At 39.1% G+C, this 15,810-nt stretch carries 12 protein-coding genes and 1 pseudogene; 11 read left to right on the top strand and 2 right to left on the bottom strand.

Translation table 11 applies throughout. From position 1 onward, the window contains the following. The first annotated feature begins 219 nt into the window (after positions 1–219). From M1K46_RS03490 to M1K46_RS03445, 10 genes are all read left to right on the top strand, one after another. On the top strand, positions 220–1,530 hold the full coding sequence (locus tag M1K46_RS03490; protein WP_256224910.1) for a nucleotide sugar dehydrogenase: 1,311 nt from the start codon (positions 220–222) through the stop codon (positions 1,528–1,530). Positions 1,531–1,877: 347 nt separating this feature from the next. Further along, on the top strand, positions 1,878–2,441 hold the full coding sequence (locus M1K46_RS03485; RefSeq protein ID WP_256224909.1) for an N-acetyltransferase: 564 nt from the start codon (positions 1,878–1,880) through the stop codon (positions 2,439–2,441). Positions 2,442–2,458: 17 nt separating this feature from the next. Next, positions 2,459–3,589, top strand: a complete 1,131-nt coding sequence (locus tag M1K46_RS03480) for a DegT/DnrJ/EryC1/StrS family aminotransferase (protein WP_256224908.1) — start codon at positions 2,459–2,461, stop codon at positions 3,587–3,589. A 32-nt stretch (positions 3,590–3,621) separates the two neighbouring features. Beyond that, positions 3,622–4,638: a Gfo/Idh/MocA family protein gene (locus M1K46_RS03475; RefSeq protein WP_256224907.1), complete on the top strand. Its 1,017-nt coding sequence runs from the start codon at positions 3,622–3,624 to the stop codon at positions 4,636–4,638. 77 nt (positions 4,639–4,715) lie between these two features. Beyond that, on the top strand, positions 4,716–5,711 hold the full coding sequence (galE, locus tag M1K46_RS03470) for a UDP-glucose 4-epimerase GalE (RefSeq protein WP_256224906.1): 996 nt from the start codon (positions 4,716–4,718) through the stop codon (positions 5,709–5,711). A gap of 167 nt (positions 5,712–5,878) precedes the next feature. Further along, positions 5,879–6,313 carry a VanZ family protein gene (locus M1K46_RS03465; RefSeq protein WP_256224905.1) on the top strand — a complete coding sequence of 145 codons (435 nt, stop codon included), beginning with the start codon at positions 5,879–5,881 and terminating at the stop codon, positions 6,311–6,313. Positions 6,314–6,397: 84 nt separating this feature from the next. After that, complete coding sequence (locus M1K46_RS03460; RefSeq protein WP_256224904.1) at positions 6,398–6,841, top strand: YkyB family protein; 444 nt, start codon at positions 6,398–6,400, stop codon at positions 6,839–6,841. A gap of 144 nt (positions 6,842–6,985) precedes the next feature. Next, positions 6,986–10,390, top strand: coding sequence for a right-handed parallel beta-helix repeat-containing protein (locus M1K46_RS03455; RefSeq protein WP_256224903.1), 3,405 nt, complete (start codon positions 6,986–6,988; stop codon positions 10,388–10,390). After that, positions 10,387–12,531: a dynamin family protein gene (locus M1K46_RS03450; RefSeq protein ID WP_256224902.1), complete on the top strand. Its 2,145-nt coding sequence runs from the start codon at positions 10,387–10,389 to the stop codon at positions 12,529–12,531. The genes M1K46_RS03455 and M1K46_RS03450 overlap by 4 nt, the downstream gene beginning before the upstream one ends. Positions 12,532–12,612: 81 nt before the next feature. After that, entirely contained in the window at positions 12,613–13,491 is an 879-nt protein-coding gene (locus tag M1K46_RS03445) for an HNH endonuclease (RefSeq protein WP_256224901.1), read from the top strand. A gap of 64 nt (positions 13,492–13,555) precedes the next feature. Here M1K46_RS03445 and M1K46_RS03440 read toward each other — a convergent pair whose 3' ends face one another. Together M1K46_RS03440 and M1K46_RS03435 are read right to left on the bottom strand one after the other, a co-directional pair. Beyond that, a complete protein-coding gene (locus M1K46_RS03440; RefSeq protein WP_256224900.1) occupies positions 13,556–14,386 on the bottom strand; it encodes a hypothetical protein in 831 nt (276 codons plus the stop codon). 289 nt (positions 14,387–14,675) lie between these two features. Beyond that, positions 14,676–15,251, bottom strand: a complete 576-nt coding sequence (locus tag M1K46_RS03435) for a hypothetical protein (RefSeq protein WP_256224899.1) — start codon at positions 15,249–15,251, stop codon at positions 14,676–14,678. 295 nt (positions 15,252–15,546) lie between these two features. On the opposite strand from M1K46_RS03435, the pseudogene M1K46_RS03430 reads away from it, so the two are divergent. After that, positions 15,547–15,757: pseudogene (locus M1K46_RS03430) on the top strand (IS3-like element ISBsp3 family transposase); the annotation flags it as partial. Between the last annotated feature and the right edge of the window lie 53 nt (positions 15,758–15,810).

Raw genomic sequence — 15,810 nt, 5'->3', positions numbered from 1 at the left:
GCAGGCAGTCAAATAACTCTATTTGAGTAAGCAAGGTGAATACATGAAATGAATATACTAGTAACTGGTGGTGCAGGATATTCGAAGAGTGTCTTTTATTATCTATGAGAAGCAAGGAAGATGGTTCTAAAGGTGATTTACCAATTCTCCTCTAGATTCAAGGCTGTCATTAAAACTTTTTCATTATTATTCTGTAAAAACAAAGGAGAATTAAAGGCAATGCATGTTGATAAATTATTAAATATGTTTAAGAACAAAGAGGCAGTAATCGGAGTAGTAGGACTAGGTTATGTTGGATTACCACTTGCGGTTGAAAAAGCAAAAGCAGGCTATAAAGTAATCGGTTTTGACATTCAAGAAAGCCGTGTTGAACAAGTAAACATGGCTATTAATTATATTGGTGATGTAGTAAACGCTGATTTAGAAGAAATGATTAATAGTGGTCAATTACAAGCAACAACTGACTACGGTCGTATTGCCGAAGTTGATGCTGTAGCAATCTGTGTACCTACACCACTTGATATTTACCAACAGCCAGATACCTCTTATGTAAAAAGTTCTGCAATTGAAATTGCAAAATACGCACAGGAAGGTATGTTAGTTGTTCTTGAGTCTACTACGTATCCTGGTACGACTGAAGAAATCGTAAAACCTGCGTTAGAAGCAAAAGGGTTAATTACTGGTGAAACAGTATTCGTTGCTTACTCACCAGAACGTGTTGATCCAGGAAACAAGCAATTTAAAACGAAGAATACACCAAAGGTCGTTGGTGGTATTACTGCAAACTGTACGAAAGTAGCTGCATCTATGTATCGCTCTGTACTAGAAGGAGACGTTCATGAAGTTTCTAGCCCAGCGATTGCTGAAATGGAGAAAATTTTTGAAAATACATTCCGTCATATTAATATTGCACTAGCTAATGAAATGGCGATTCTATGTGAACGTATGGGAATCGATGTGTGGGAAGTTATTGATGCGGCTAAAAGTAAGCCGTACGGGTTTATGGCATTCTACCCTGGACCAGGTCTTGGCGGACACTGTATCCCTATCGATCCGTTCTACTTAACATGGAAAGCACGTGAATATAATTACCATACTCGTTTAATCGAGCTGGCTGGTGAAATTAATAATGCAATGCCTGAGTATGTAGTGAATCGTACAATGCACATTTTAAATGAAGATGGAAAAGCACTAAGAGGTTCAAATGTTGTTGTTCTTGGAGCAGCATACAAAAAAGATATCGATGATGTGCGTGAATCTCCAGTGTTAAAAATATTAGAATTATTTGGTGAGCAGGGAGCTACTTTCTCAGTTGTTGATCCTTATGTCAAGCATTTCCGTTTGTCTGATATTTCTATAGAAACGGTTGAGTTAACTGAAGAGTTATTAGAAAATGCTGATGTGGTGTTATTAACAACAGACCATTCTGATTTTGATTATGATTTCATTGCTCAGAACTCAGCGGTTATTTTTGATACAAGGAATGCATTTAAAGATGTTGCGAAGCCAAATAAATATTTCAAACTCTAACTAAAAGAACGCTTCCTTATTATAAATTTTGTCGATTTATCTGTTTTAGTTAATTTTTTAAGTCATTGATAAGAGTGTTCCACTTTAAAAATGTTACTATCTAAGCAAACTGTATCATCTATTCTGGAGCAAGGAGCGGTTTTAAACTAGCTCATAGAACATGCCATTATAAATGCGGATCATATAGTGATGAGTTGTGCCCCTTATACAGCAGTATACAAAGGCTATTTTAATACAAAAAATGCAAAGAAAGATAATAGAGAAAATAATTAGTTGCTGTAGAAAGGGTGCCAATGGGACCTCTTCCTTAATCAATTATTTCAAGGAAAAGATAAGGAGAAGTTATGATGCAGTATTTTGTACATGAAAGTAGTTACATTGATGATGATGTTAAGATTGGAGAAGGAACAAAAGTATGGCATTTTAGTCACATCCATTCTGGTGCGGAAATTGGAAAAAAATGTTCAATTGGACAGAATGTAAATATATCAAACAACGTGAAAATTGGTAACGGAGTAAAGATTCAAAATAATGTTTCAGTATATGAGGGTGTAGAATTAGAGGACTATGTGTTTTGTGGTCCATCTATGGTATTTACCAATGATTTAACTCCAAGAAGTAAATACCCTAAAGGTAGTGCTGCATATAAAAGAACATTAGTTAAATGTGGCGCTTCTATAGGAGCAAACGCAACGATTGTATGTGGCAATACCATCGGTTCCTGGGCTATGATTGCTTCTGGAGCCGTTGTAACAAAAGATGTTCTAGACTATGCATTAATGGCTGGAGTTCCGGCAAAACAAATTGGTTGGGTTTGTGAATGCGGTGTTCCTTTAAAGGAAGATTATAATTGTAAAGAATGTAATAGATCTTATGAATTAAAAGATGGTAATTTAATTGAAACTAAATAAAGGGAAAGAGGTAAAGTATGCAGTTTCGTGACTTAAAAGCTCAATATACTCAGTATAAATCAGCTATTGATGATGCTATTCAAAATGTGCTAAACACTGGCCAATATATAGGTGGGAAACCAGTAAATGAACTTGAAAAAGAATTAGCTGAATATGTAGGTGTTAAGCACTGTATTACATGTGCTAATGGAACAGATGCTTTGTCATTGGTTTTAATGGCTTGGGATGTAAAAGAGGGTGACGCTGTATTCGTACCTGATTTTACATTCTTCTCAACAGGAGAAGTAGTTTCCTTTAATGGAGCTACACCGGTTTTTGTAGACGTTGATGAAAAGACTTTCAATATAGATCCTGATAAGCTTGTAAAATCAATTGAAAAAGTGAAAAAAGAAAGAAAATTAAATCCTAAAGTAGTTATACCAGTTGATTTGTTTGGACTCCCGGCTAATTATAATGAGCTCGAGAAGATTGCTAAACAGTATGATTTGCTTGTATTAGAAGACGGTGCACAAGGGTTTGGTGGAAATATTAATGGTAAAATGGCCTGTAGTTTTGGTGACGCTGCAACTACTTCCTTTTTCCCAGCTAAGCCTCTTGGTTGTTATGGAGACGGTGGAGCAATCTTTACGAATAATGATGAAACAGCTGAATTGCTTCGTTCCTATAAAGTTCATGGAAAAGGTGTAAATAAATATGACAACGTTAGAATTGGTGTTAATTCCAGACTAGATACGATACAAGCAGCTATCTTGCAAGTAAAATTGCATGCATTTAAAGAACATGAGCTAGATGGAGTAAATAAAGCATATCAACTGTATAGTGAAAAACTGCAAGATATTGTAGAAACACCTTATATTCCAGAAGGTTATTATTCTAGTTTTGCCCAATATACAATCAAACTTAATTCAAAAGAACAACGGGATGCACTACAGGCCAAGCTGAAGGAAAATGAGATACCTAGTATGATTTACTACACTAAACCAATGCATCTTCAACTGGCATTCGCAGATCTACCATTTGTTGAGGAAGATTTTGCTGTTACAAACAAGCTTTGTGATACTGTTCTTTCACTCCCAATGCATCCATATTTAAAAGAGGAAGAAATTACAAAGGTATGTGATGTAATACAAGAATTTATGAATGCTTAAGATCAATATATGAAAAGGGAAGAGGTTTCGTTATGAATTTTGCAATTGTCGGATGTGGCTTTATAGCAAAAAAGCATGCAGCAGCAATTGATAAAATTGATGCTGCAAGGCTCGTTGCAGTCTGTGATAAAGTTCCGGCTACAATGGAATTTTACAAAGAAGAATATGATGCAGAACCTTATACTGATTTACAACAAATGCTTGAAAAAGAGGATATTGATATAGTTTGTATTTGTACTCCAAGTGGTTTCCATGCTTCCATTGCAGTTCAAATAGCGGAAGCAAAAAAGCATATTATTGTAGAAAAACCAATTGCGATGTCAATCGAAGATACCGATAAAATCATAGGTGCGTGTAACTTCAATAATGTGAAATTAGCGGTGGTTCATCCGAATCGTTTTAGACCGGTTGTTCAAGAGTTGAGAAAAATTTTGGACCAGGGCTTATTAGGAAAGATTAGCCATGCAAGCTGTATAGTGAATTGGAACAGAAATCAGGAATATTATGACCAAGCCCCTTGGAGAGGAACTAAACAGCATGATGGTGGAGTACTAATGAATCAAGCAATTCACAATCTTGATTTATTGTTATGGTTTATGGGAACTCCTAAACAAGTGTTTAGTATGGAGGCAACAAGATTTAGGCATATAGAAGCTGAAGACGTGTCTGTAGGAATAATAAAATTTGATTTAGGCGCACTTGGAACAGTAGAAGCTTCAACTACTGTGTATCCTAAGAACTATGAAGAGTCTATTACAATATTCGGTGAAAAAGGTACCGTGAAAATTGGTGGTACAAACGCATTATATTTCGAGCATCTTGATATAATGGATATGTCGGATAACGAAATAGAAGATTTGAAAGAAAGTATTAAAGCTGATCCTTGGGGAACCCCAGGTCACCAGTGGATTATTGAAAACATGGTTAATGCTATTAATGACGGTCGAGAGCCAGCAGTTACTGGCGAAGACGGTAAAAATGCTCTTAAGCTAGTATTATCTTTATACGAATCTGCTAAGTTAAACTGTCCAATTACTTATAGACGATAACGATAGTTATTCCTATTGTTTTTAATAAATTCATAATAAGAGCCTAGTTATTAAATGCATGAGGAGAGGGGCAACCTATGAACATACTGGTTACTGGCGGTGCTGGATATATAGGTTCACATACCTGTATTGCTTTATTGGAAGCGGGGCACTCAGTGATAATTGCTGATAATCTTTGCAATAGTAAGCGTGAGATGATTGGAAAGATTATGGATATTGCTGATAAAGAAGTTACTTTCTATGAAATTGATGTATCGAGTGCAGAAGCTGTTAATATAATTTTTGAAAATTATAAGGTTGATGGTATTATTCATTTTGCCGGTCTTAAGGCAGTAGGAGAATCTGTAGAAAAGCCATTGAATTATTACTACAACAACATTGTTAGCACCATGGTTCTTGCTAAAGTCTGTCAGAAATATGGTGTGAATCGGCTTGTCTTTAGTTCATCGGCAACCGTGTATGGGAATAATAAAGTGCCATTTGTAGAGACAATGGATCTCCTACCAACGACGAATCCTTATGGTGAAACAAAAGCCATAAGTGAGCGTATTCTAACGGATATTGCTATTGCAAATCCTGCTTATTCAGTATCACTTCTTCGATATTTCAATCCAGTAGGTGCACATGAAAGTGGTTTAATTGGTGAGGCACCTAACGGAATCCCCAACAACTTAATGCCGTATGTAACTCAAGTAGCAAAAGGTAAACTTGAGAAACTACGTATATTTGGAAATGACTATCCAACAGTGGACGGCACTGGGGTTCGTGATTATATTCATGTGGTAGACCTTGCTGAAGGTCATGTTGCTGCATTGGAAAACCTTACTGAGGGAGTCCATGTTTATAATTTGGGTACCGGAAAAGGTACTAGTGTACTAGAATTAGTGAAGGCGTTTGAAGAAGCAAATGCCATTGAAGTACCTTATGAAATCGTAGATCGAAGACCCGGGGATATTGCTTCATGCTACGCTGATGCTTCAAAAGCAAAGCGGGAACTAGGATGGACTGCTAAACGCGATCTTCTATCCATGTGCCGAGATGCTTGGCAATTTGAGAAGAAATATAAGGAATAGGAAATTTACCCGCTGGACTATTAGTGACTCGGGGGCATATTTGACTAACCTTTATATACACTTCAAAAATTGATCCCCATGATTTAATATGGAATTGGAAAAAGAATAATGTTCATGGTTTTAAAAAAGAAGTTATGAAATGAAGTTAGAAGGACAATAATGAATGCATGAATACTATTAAATTACTTTCTGTCATTGCCTGGGCTCTATTTTTAGGACTGCATACTTTTACAGACAGCCTGGAAGCTTTGCTTTATCATCAAAAAGTTAATTTCACTTGGGATGCTTCGCCAGACTTACTATCTTTTTTCAACCTATCGGATTTGACCATGATTCATCAATACTTCTACATTGTGAAGTTTGGCCATTTTGCTGGTTTTGCTATTATGGATCTGTTGCTTTTTTCATTATTGAGAAAGCATAGGCCAGCTCTGGTTCTTTCCGTTGGATTCGCTGTATTTACTGAGACTGTGCAGCTGTATATGGGAAGGGATGGCCGATTGTATGATGTTGTAATTGATTCCTTAGGGATTTTAATTGTATACCTCTTGCTGAAACCTTCGATGACGAATAAAGAATACAAGGAAAGCTCATACCTGTAAGTGTGAGCTTTTTTTGATGCCCCCATTTATTATCATTTCCAGTAGTGTTTAATGATTAAAAAACCTAAAGAAAAGAAGATACCAATGAAAAATAATACAACTGAAATCGCTCAGGCGATCTATATCCTGAACAAGCATGCCAAGAATGCTCCCGAGCTTTATGCGATGAAGAAGCGGGCTATTGAGAAGCTGATGAAGCAGGGAAAGGCGAAGAAGGTCGGGCTGAATTATTCTCCGAATCCGGGCAAGGCTTTGCAGCGGCTGGATGTTTTGATCCAGGTGGAAGAGTATTTGTTCCATTTGCCTTCCTCAAGGGGAGACCGCAAGACGCTGGAAATCCTGGAGTATGATGCGGACAGCCGCAATCCGAAAGTGATGATGCCTTTAAAAAGGGCAAAGGAAATTCTCGAGCAGTATGCCCCCTCACCTAAACCCACAGTACCCAACAAGCCAAAGCCGAAACCGAAGCCGCCCCAAAAATATGTTGGCCTGTCCTCCTATTTGAACGGCTCTCCGAAGAAATATTAAAGTCCTCGCTGGAGGGCTTTTTATTTTGGTTCAAAAAGTGGTTGATTTTGTAAAATAACTAAATAATATAAATCATTTTGCCGATTATATATATACGGAAAAGCTTTAGGAGGCAGATGAAACATTAATAAGTATAGCCGGCATTTGAATGAACTGTTAGTAAAGCTAGAGTATGTCAAGGACCGTGTGGACCCTATCAAAGATTTGGATTTGACGCGTTTGGAAAAGGCGAAAGAGAATCTTCTGGGCAATGATTATGTCATTTCCATAATGGGAGCCATGAAGTCAGGGAAGTCCACCTTTATTAATGCCTTATTGGGTGCCGACTTAATGCCGAATGAGAATGAAGCCTGTACCTTGACCACGACTGAGATTGTCCTTGGGGATCAAGCAAACCATATAGAAAAACGTTTTGAAGGTGGGTCTTCTGAAATCATTCAAGGCCCTGAATTAGCTGCTGAATTTTTGAAAGAAGTCAGGAAATCAAGAAGAGAAAAAATAAACAAGCATTTTACCTATCATTTATCTCATCCTCTTTATTCATTGGATATAAAAGATGGAATCTCTGAAAAGTCCTTGATCATCATGGATACACCCGGTATCAATGAAATGGAAAATGCCGGCGCTGATAAAGAAGTAATCATGAGCAGTTTCCGGCGTTCCGTTTTTCGGACGGATCTTCTGGTCTATGTCATTGATTATCAATACTTCAAGGCTGAAGAAAATGAGATGATCTTGAATCTGATAAAAGAGTTGAGGCCGCAGCTTCTTAAAAAGGCTGTTTTTGTTATTAATAAGATCGATAAGCATGGCCACAAGGACCATTCGATTGAACAGGTAACAGAGGATGTCCGTTCCGCATTACAGTACTGGGGAATTGAAGATCCGGAATTGTTTCCTGTCAGTGCGAAAAAGGCGCTTTTAGGGAGAGTGCTGAAAGCCGATCCCGAAGATGCAGAATATAAAAGTCAGATCGATCCTTACCTTAAAGTTTCTGAGATTGAAATTGGTGGTGTTTTATGTGCTGTCAAAGCCCACACTGAAGAAGCTTACGAAGAGGTTGTACAAGAAAGTGGCATTAAGCGGTTTGAAAAAGAAGTGCTTCTTGATTCCCATGATCACTTCGGCAGCCTACAGGAAAAAAAGCAAATAGATCGTGTAAAGGAAAACATAGATGAAGTGGTCGAGCAGTTGGACCAAAAAAAGATGGAAATGAAGGAAAGATTTGCGCTATTGCAAAAAGCCGCCGATCAGCTCAAAGGCCAATCCCGATCATTGGAAAAGCTGATGGATCACAATCTAAAACGGTTTGAGGAAGCCAACGTTTACCTTAAAAACAAATCTCAATTAGAGAAGCTGCTTCCGACGGACATGTTAGTGCCAGAAATCCCTTCTCTACATGTTGAGTCCGACAAAATAAAATACAAAAGTGAATATAGCGCAGAAAGAGCTGCAGGAAGCATTTTAGAAAGAGCTTTAAAAAGCGTTTATGCGAAAACAGCCAGCAGTATCTACGATCATTATTCCAAAGAGCTCATGTCAAATTCCACTCACCAATTCTATTATGCTGTCATTGAAAACATGAAGAAAAAAACGAAAATTATCAATCAAATGCTTGAGAAATACAATAATGAATTTCAGGGAAACTTGCAGCCGCTTAATGAAGAGTTTTTCTTTTCGCCGGGACATATCTCCAACAGCCAATCAACAGCATCAGCATTGGGTTTTAACGAAAAGAAACTTAAAAGATTCACCCGAAAAATCAAGCTGCATACCCACACGAAAACGGTAACTGAATATGTACTGCTCTTTTTTCCGACGACCAGCTATAAATATACATACTCTCAGGATTTTTCAAACGTAATCAAAGACTTCAAAGATATTTTTGCCAACGACGTGGATGACTATAATCAGGCTCTCTATAGAAAAGTGAACAGAATAAAATATGAAGATTTCCCCGAAGTTCTCTCAGGAATCTTCGCTCAGAAAGTCAAAGATTCCAATGTGCAGATCAAAGAACGGTATTTGCAAATCGGGAAAAAGATAAATAAAATTGAACATCAGCAAAAAAGGATAAAGGAACACCTGATTGAAGTTACCCTTTTGAGCCGGCTGCTTAGAGAACGGACCGATTTTATAACATTATCAAATACTGTCTTTCCTGAATCCCTTGATATTACTGAACAGTTATTGAAAAGCAAACCGGGAGCGACCATTGTTCTTTCAAAAGGTGTTTATGAAATTAAAGGTAATTTAAAACTGAACAAACCTATCTTCATAAAAGGAAATGGAGCAGATACCGTTATTTACTGTTATGGTTCTATAACACTTCCAGAGGCTCATTGTTTTATGATGGAAGGCGTTGTTTTCATCCAACATAACGATCAGTCTATTGAATTAAACAACCAGCTCTATATTTCACTATCAGATTGTGTATTTGAACGAAGCAGCATTTTAATTAGCGGGAGCCCGCTTGGCTCTATTCATGCTTGTTCTTTCTTGAATAGTAAAACCGCTTTGGAAATGGATACGTCCGACTTAATGGCCATAGAATCTAGCCGGTTTGAGAAAAACGAAATCGGCATCAAACTGATTAACCAATCTGGAACAAGAATTCTCAACAATTATTTTCGGCATCAAAAGTACGGAATTGTCAGCAGCGGCTTTTCGCGGGCAGACATTTCTGATAATGAGTTTGAGAATCATCATAATGCAGCTGTGTGGAGCATAAACAATGCCAGCCCGTACATAAAAAACAATCGCTTCTCTAATAACCATAAGGCGCTTATTTTCGATGACAGAGCTTCTGGTACTGCCTTTAAAAATACGTTTGATGGCAATTATGACGGTATTCTTTTATTGGGCGAGGCTTCCCCGGTTATTAAAAAAAACCGTATAGAAAGTTCATTGAACAACGGCATTCGGGTTGAGGATCATGCAGTGGCAAATATCACTCAAAATCATATTACGGGGTGCCACTCATCGGGACTCCAAATGTCACACAACAGTAAAATTGTTAAGTTAAACGGCAATTTCCTCAGCCATAACCAAGCACATGGTATTTCGGTGGATGATCAAGTAAACGGGCAGATTCTGAAGAATCACTGTACCCATAACCAAAAGTCAGGAATCCATGTGAACAGCAGTGAAGAGTTTCATGTTCTTTATAACCAATTGGAAAATAATGAAGAGCAAGGTGTTTTCCTTTCAGGCAATGGTGTATATAGGGTAAGCCAAAACAGCTGTTTAGAGAATAATAGCGGAATAGAGGTTAACGGCGATTCATTCGTGACACTTGAGAAGAATGATAGCAACCACAATCGTATGTACGGAATCACTCTTCATCGGTTGAACAGGGCAAAAATAGCAGGAAATGTGTCTGAACAAAACGGTTTGCTTTCCGTTTATTTTAAGACAGGATTTAACGCAAAGATGGCCGATAATCAGTTTGAAGAAAAACGGTTCGCTGTCTTTTACGCCCGATACTGGATCATGAAGATGAGACGATTTCAATCACATCGTATATATAAAAAGGGGATAAGGAAATGAGTAAAGATCAAATTCATCAAATGGCCAATCTGTCCAAAGAGCTGCTGGATTTCATTCAGGAGGACCATTTTTTACAGGATGACACCAAATCGAAGGAAATCCTCCATAAGACCATTACCAATTTGAATGAGCGCCGTTTTGTCGTATCGGTTATTGCAGCAATGAAAGCTGGAAAGTCAACCACATTCAACGCATTTCTGGGAAGAGATTTACTTCCCAATGAAAATGAAGCTTGTACAACAGCCATCACGGAAATCAAACATGCGCCAGAACCCGTTGAAGTGGTCCACAAGGTTTATAAAAATGGCGACATTGAAATGATAAGGGCAACGGATGAAGCTACTCTTGAAGAAAATTTTCATAAGAGCGTAAGGGAGACAAGAAAAAGAAATGAAGTTTCCGAACTTGAAAAATACTATTTGGAAACGCCGATTAAATCATTGGAAGAATCCGAATACGGTGAATTTGTTCAGAATTTCATTCTAGTGGATACCCCTGGGCCGAATGAAGCAAAGGTGGAGGAATTTGAAGTAGCAGAACTTCAGCGTGTTGCTTTGGAACAGCTGAAATACTCGGATGCCCTCATTATGCTGCTGGATTATCAAACGTATAAATCCGAAACCAATGCTGGAATCTTGAGAAGCATATTTGAGAACAGAGACGATTTGGCAGAGGATCAAGACAAGATCGTATTCCTTGTCAACAAGATCGATGCCATGACAGCGCGGGACGGTTCAGTGGAGGATGTTATCGAGCGGGTGAAACAATTGATCCGCACGTATGCTCCTGTTATCGAGGATCCAGAGGTGTATGCTTTTTCTGCAAAGCAGGCAATTCTATCGAGAGCCGTACTAAACGGAAACGCGACAGATGCAATGAAGCAGGAAATGAAGACCAATTACGGCGTCAATTTTCAAAAAGAAATTGTTCATGAAGGAATCAAGTATTCCGTCGTGCCCGAGCCGGAAATGTTTGCCGGGGACCTGCTGCAAACCAGCAAGATCACCGAAATTGAAAAGTCGATTATTGAAAAAATGTTTAACCAGGCGAGTGAAAAAATGATTCAAAACGGAGAGGAACGCTTCCGCCAGGTTGTACAAAATATCATATATGCGGCAGAAGCACAAATTGAGCTTTCATCCGAAAATGAACATGAGCTGATCAGCGCTGTAACCGAAAATAAAAAGAAGATTGATAAGCTTAGAAGAGAAGGGGAAGGGCTAAAAACATTTGCCCAAACCCACCTTGCCCAACTGCAGGATTCCACAAAAGATTTGATTGCAAACCTTCCGAAGGAGCTGGAGGCGATCATTTCCAAACATATTGGGGGAGAGGTTCTCGAAAGCCCGGATAAGGACGATTTAAAACGCCAGGCCAAAGAAATTCAATCGTTTATCATAGAAAATGTTCAAATGAAGATTAATCAGGAGTTTGATAAGATCCAGCGCCTCGTTATGAACAAACAGATCGAAATTAATTCAGGGCTTAACCAAAAGTTCTATGATCTGTCCGACAAAGCAAATGAAATTATTGGAAAGCGGTTTGCTATTCAGTTTCAGACATTTTCAATGGAAGATATCGCAGTGAACAAGTCGGATTTCAAACTGAATGAAGAGGCTTCTATTAAAGCGGATACGATCTCCGATGGATCCGACGATGATTTTGGCAGAATACTGAAGAAAACCCTGACAGCTGCCGGTACCGGATTCGGGGCAGGAGTCATATTGCCTGGAATCGGCAACCTGGCTGGTGCAGTAGTAGGAGGGATAGCGGGTTTCCTTAACGCTATATTTACTGAAGAGAGCGGAAAAACACAGGAATATTATACCCTGGACCTTAACTCGATGAAAAAGGACATGATCAAACAAGTGAAAAAGGATGTGGACTCTATCGTAAAAGATATGGATAAATCTTTGAATCAAGCAAGCAAACAGCATATGAAATTCATTGAAAACCAGATGGAAGCCTTTATCTCTAACCTGAAAGGACAGCTTGATCTAATTATCAAAGAATACCAAAAGAACAAAGGAAACATTGCTAAACATGTGGCTCATATGGAGGAAATTAAACACCAGATTAATGAATTCTCGGTAAGACAGGAGAATATTTTAAGGGTACAAGAAGAGGCAGCGTTAGTATAAAAACCGGAAAAGAGAGACTGGAGAATCCTCTTCAGTCTTTTTTTGAATTTGGACAAATTGTGATGACGAGGAGCCGTGTGAATGGGAACCATCAGAAAAATAAGCAAAGGATTTGGTCAGGCTAGCGGTGGTTTTATAGGAGGTACCGTAAAATATACAGGAAAAAAGCTGAATAATGAATGGGTTCAAGAGGTGGGTGAAAGTATTATAACAGCGTCCGCCTCAGCCATGGACAATGCAGGGCAAATGATCGATGGCACGGCAAAGGGACTCTATGGCCTCGTAACAAAGGATAAGAAGTATCAGCAGGAAGGACTTGATGATCTCAAGGATTCCGCAAAAAGAACGGTCAAAGGAATAGGAAGCACACTTATTTATACTGCCCAAAATGCCGGAACAACGGTAAAAGGAATGGCGAGCGGGAATAATGGCCAGACACTGCAAGGGCTGAAAAACCTTGGTAAAGTAGCCGCTGTTTCAATGCTGGCAGTGGGAGTGCTGGACTTTATAGACGGACCCGATATCGCTGAAACAGAAGACATCGATACACGAAATGCAGTGCTTGATGGTGCTGTCCATCCGGAAACGGGAGTGCCTTTTGAGGATAATGTGGTGATTCTCCCGAACGGTGATGTAGTGGAAGGAACCTTTCCTGTATTTAATGCAGCCTTTGAAGCGGAAATACCAGAAGAAAGCTATCTGGAGAGCGATCAATTTCAATTTTCGGTGGCCAATGAACAGCTTTATCAAGGGATAATGGCAAACCCTGAATTAGCAAATGAGCTGCATTTATCAACTGCGGATGTTCAGAGTCTCCTGCATGGAGAAACACCAGAAGGATACACATGGCATCACCATGAAGAGCCTGGGTTAATGCAGCTGGTTAACGAGGACGAACATAAAAACACCGGACATACAGGCGGCCGGGAAATCTGGGGTGGAGGGGCGGAACACCGTTAAATCAATACTGAAACTGGCTCATAACTTATTGGAAGTCCTCGCTGGAGGGCTTTTTTATTTCGCCTTAATCATTCAGCCAATCATACCCCAGGACGCTTTCATACCTCTCCCTGCGCCGTTCCACTGTCAGCACGCCGTAAACCGTGCCATAGAAGTATTGGGCAAAGCTTGTCCGGATCTTCCGCAGCTTGTACTGGTAGACGGTGATTTTGAAGGCTTGGATGACTTCTGCCAGGAGCTGCTCGAGTGGCCGGTCAAACTGCAGCTTCTTGTAGGCGGTCCGTGCTTTTTGCCAGAGGGAACAGATCTCTGCAGCGGTTGTGAAAAAAGGTTTGACAGCCTTGATGAAGTCTTGTGGAATGTATTCGGGAAGATATGAATAATCCAATGTGCTATATGGAACCTCTTCTTTACGCAGGATTTTGGTTTTTGTTGTTTTTATCGTTTTTAAAGATTCAGTTTCCGGCTCGTTTTTTGCCGGTTCTTCCTTAGGTACGGCTGGGGTTTCAGCGGAAGGCCGCTCTGTCAAAATTTCGCTTGGCGCTATGTCAAAACGATGGAAAACAAAAACATTGTGCGCGTAGCCGCCTTTGCTGCGGAGGGTATGATGGACGGAGAGGATCCCAAGTTTTCTTGCTTTGCGCAGCATGCGCTCCACCGTGGAACGGGAAATCCCGCCCTTTTTGTAGCACGCCGAAACAAGCGTGCCGATCTTCGCATTGCACACCCCGATCACTTTCACACTATACCGGGTCAGCTGTTGAAAAGCGACCAGCTCCCCCTTCGTAAACTCCTTCTTATGTACCTCCATGAACCGCTTATTCGACTCATTGAACTCCTTCACCGTCCCAAACTCACTCAGCTCTTTAAAACTCGTAATCCTTCCAGGCTCCATCTTCCCATTCCTCTCCATTCATAGAATCCTTCACACTATAAATAGAGAAAAATGGCGAAAAAGGGGCATGGGTAAAAAATATTTTTAAACGGTTGTTTAAGTAATCAAATTAGATATTGGAAAATGCGTCAACTGCAGGAGCTATCAAAATTCCTCATCTTGAAACAAGGCTTTATAACATTAAATGAACGGAAAAAAGCGACCCTTTTGTGGCTCGCTTTTTTATATGCTTTTATTAGATTCTCATGCTGGCATGTATAGCTGCTAGCTTGTTTTCTATCAGCAGCTTTTATCTTCCGCCAAGATATATCTTAACAATGCCATTGGTAGGTACTTCTCGGTAATTTAAATAGCCTTTCTCCCTTTTATTTCTGCCGCCATAACCGTAGCCCAGCTCTTTGAGAATATGATCCAGCCGAATTTCTAAAGGAGTATAATTTTCATTATTGAATTTCGCTAATTCAATCTTCCTTTTGACTATATGCATCTCTTCATGTAATCGCTGATGTGTTAATAATTGCTTCCGTAATTGAATAACTGATTGAACCATATCATCACTTAAATGAGCCAATTCTTTAATCACATTGTTCGGTTCCACCTGGTGAACTTTTAAAACCATCACTGCTGAAGGGTCTCTTAGCCCATTTGGCTTGCCTATGTAAATAGTATTTGGTTTTTTGACAGGGGTTTTGTTTTTCTGTTTCTTCCGGGTTGGTTCCTCTTTCATTTGTGCTGCCATTGCATCCTGTTTATTGGCAGTTCTGATTTGAGCTGCTAATAAGTTACCGCTTTTTTGAATGGAAATGCACAAGGCGGGAACCACTTTGTCTTCACTCGTTTTAACTAAATATATTTTTCCAATCATTGGATCCTCCGTTAGATTATAATATTCAATAAATAACCATATAAGGTAAATAATTATCCCTAATTAACATTATACACTTTAGAAAAGACGAGGGTGGTAAAGATCTGTCACCCGAATACTGGAAACTTATAAAAGTCCCTTATTCGGTTTTGTTGTGTTTGTTTTCGAAAAAACCACCAAAATATTCTTAACTGTAAATTTGTTCAAAAGCCAGGTATGGTTTTATTACAGACATCACTTACTTATATTTAAAGATTTCAGCGTAAAAGATGGGACAACCCATTAGTATATAGGATATAAGACCTTAGACCGTTTAAACGAGGCTTTTCGGTAATGGGCACCCTGAAGCTCTTTTGCATTCTGATCAAGGCGGCCATTATACACACTGGAAGTATCAAAGAAGAGTGAAAGAACTAGGCATTACTCAATTGATGTCAAGCAAAGGAAATTGCTTAGATAATACTTCGATCGAACCATTCTTTGGTCATTTCAAAGATGAAGTTGAGGATTAAATATTACAATTCTGCTCGCTATCAATGGGAATGAAAAAGGATGAATA

Source organism: Fictibacillus sp. WQ 8-8 (assembly GCF_024494405.1).
GTDB classification, from domain to species: Bacteria; Bacillota; Bacilli; order Bacillales; family Fictibacillaceae; genus Fictibacillus_C; species Fictibacillus_C marinisediminis.
Note: the sequence above shows the minus strand (reverse complement) of the source record. Positions and strands in the feature narration are given on the sequence as shown.

What these genes read in the sequence shown, in the direction of transcription:
- M1K46_RS03490 (WP_256224910.1), top strand. Translation starts at nt 220, where the DNA reads ATGCATGTTGATAAATTATTAAATATGTTTAAGAACAAAGAGGCAGTA.
- M1K46_RS03485 (WP_256224909.1), top strand. Translation starts at nt 1,878, where the DNA reads ATGCAGTATTTTGTACATGAAAGTAGTTACATTGATGATGATGTTAAG.
- M1K46_RS03480 (WP_256224908.1), top strand. Translation starts at nt 2,459, where the DNA reads ATGCAGTTTCGTGACTTAAAAGCTCAATATACTCAGTATAAATCAGCT.
- M1K46_RS03475 (WP_256224907.1), top strand. Translation starts at nt 3,622, where the DNA reads ATGAATTTTGCAATTGTCGGATGTGGCTTTATAGCAAAAAAGCATGCA.
- galE (WP_256224906.1), top strand. Translation starts at nt 4,716, where the DNA reads ATGAACATACTGGTTACTGGCGGTGCTGGATATATAGGTTCACATACC.
- M1K46_RS03465 (WP_256224905.1), top strand. Translation starts at nt 5,879, where the DNA reads ATGAATACTATTAAATTACTTTCTGTCATTGCCTGGGCTCTATTTTTA.
- M1K46_RS03460 (WP_256224904.1), top strand. Translation starts at nt 6,398, where the DNA reads ATGAAAAATAATACAACTGAAATCGCTCAGGCGATCTATATCCTGAAC.
- M1K46_RS03450 (WP_256224902.1), top strand. Translation starts at nt 10,387, where the DNA reads ATGAGTAAAGATCAAATTCATCAAATGGCCAATCTGTCCAAAGAGCTG.
- M1K46_RS03445 (WP_256224901.1), top strand. Translation starts at nt 12,613, where the DNA reads ATGGGAACCATCAGAAAAATAAGCAAAGGATTTGGTCAGGCTAGCGGT.
- M1K46_RS03440 (WP_256224900.1), bottom strand. Translation starts at nt 14,386, where the DNA reads ATGGAGCCTGGAAGGATTACGAGTTTTAAAGAGCTGAGTGAGTTTGGG.
- M1K46_RS03435 (WP_256224899.1), bottom strand. Translation starts at nt 15,251, where the DNA reads ATGATTGGAAAAATATATTTAGTTAAAACGAGTGAAGACAAAGTGGTT.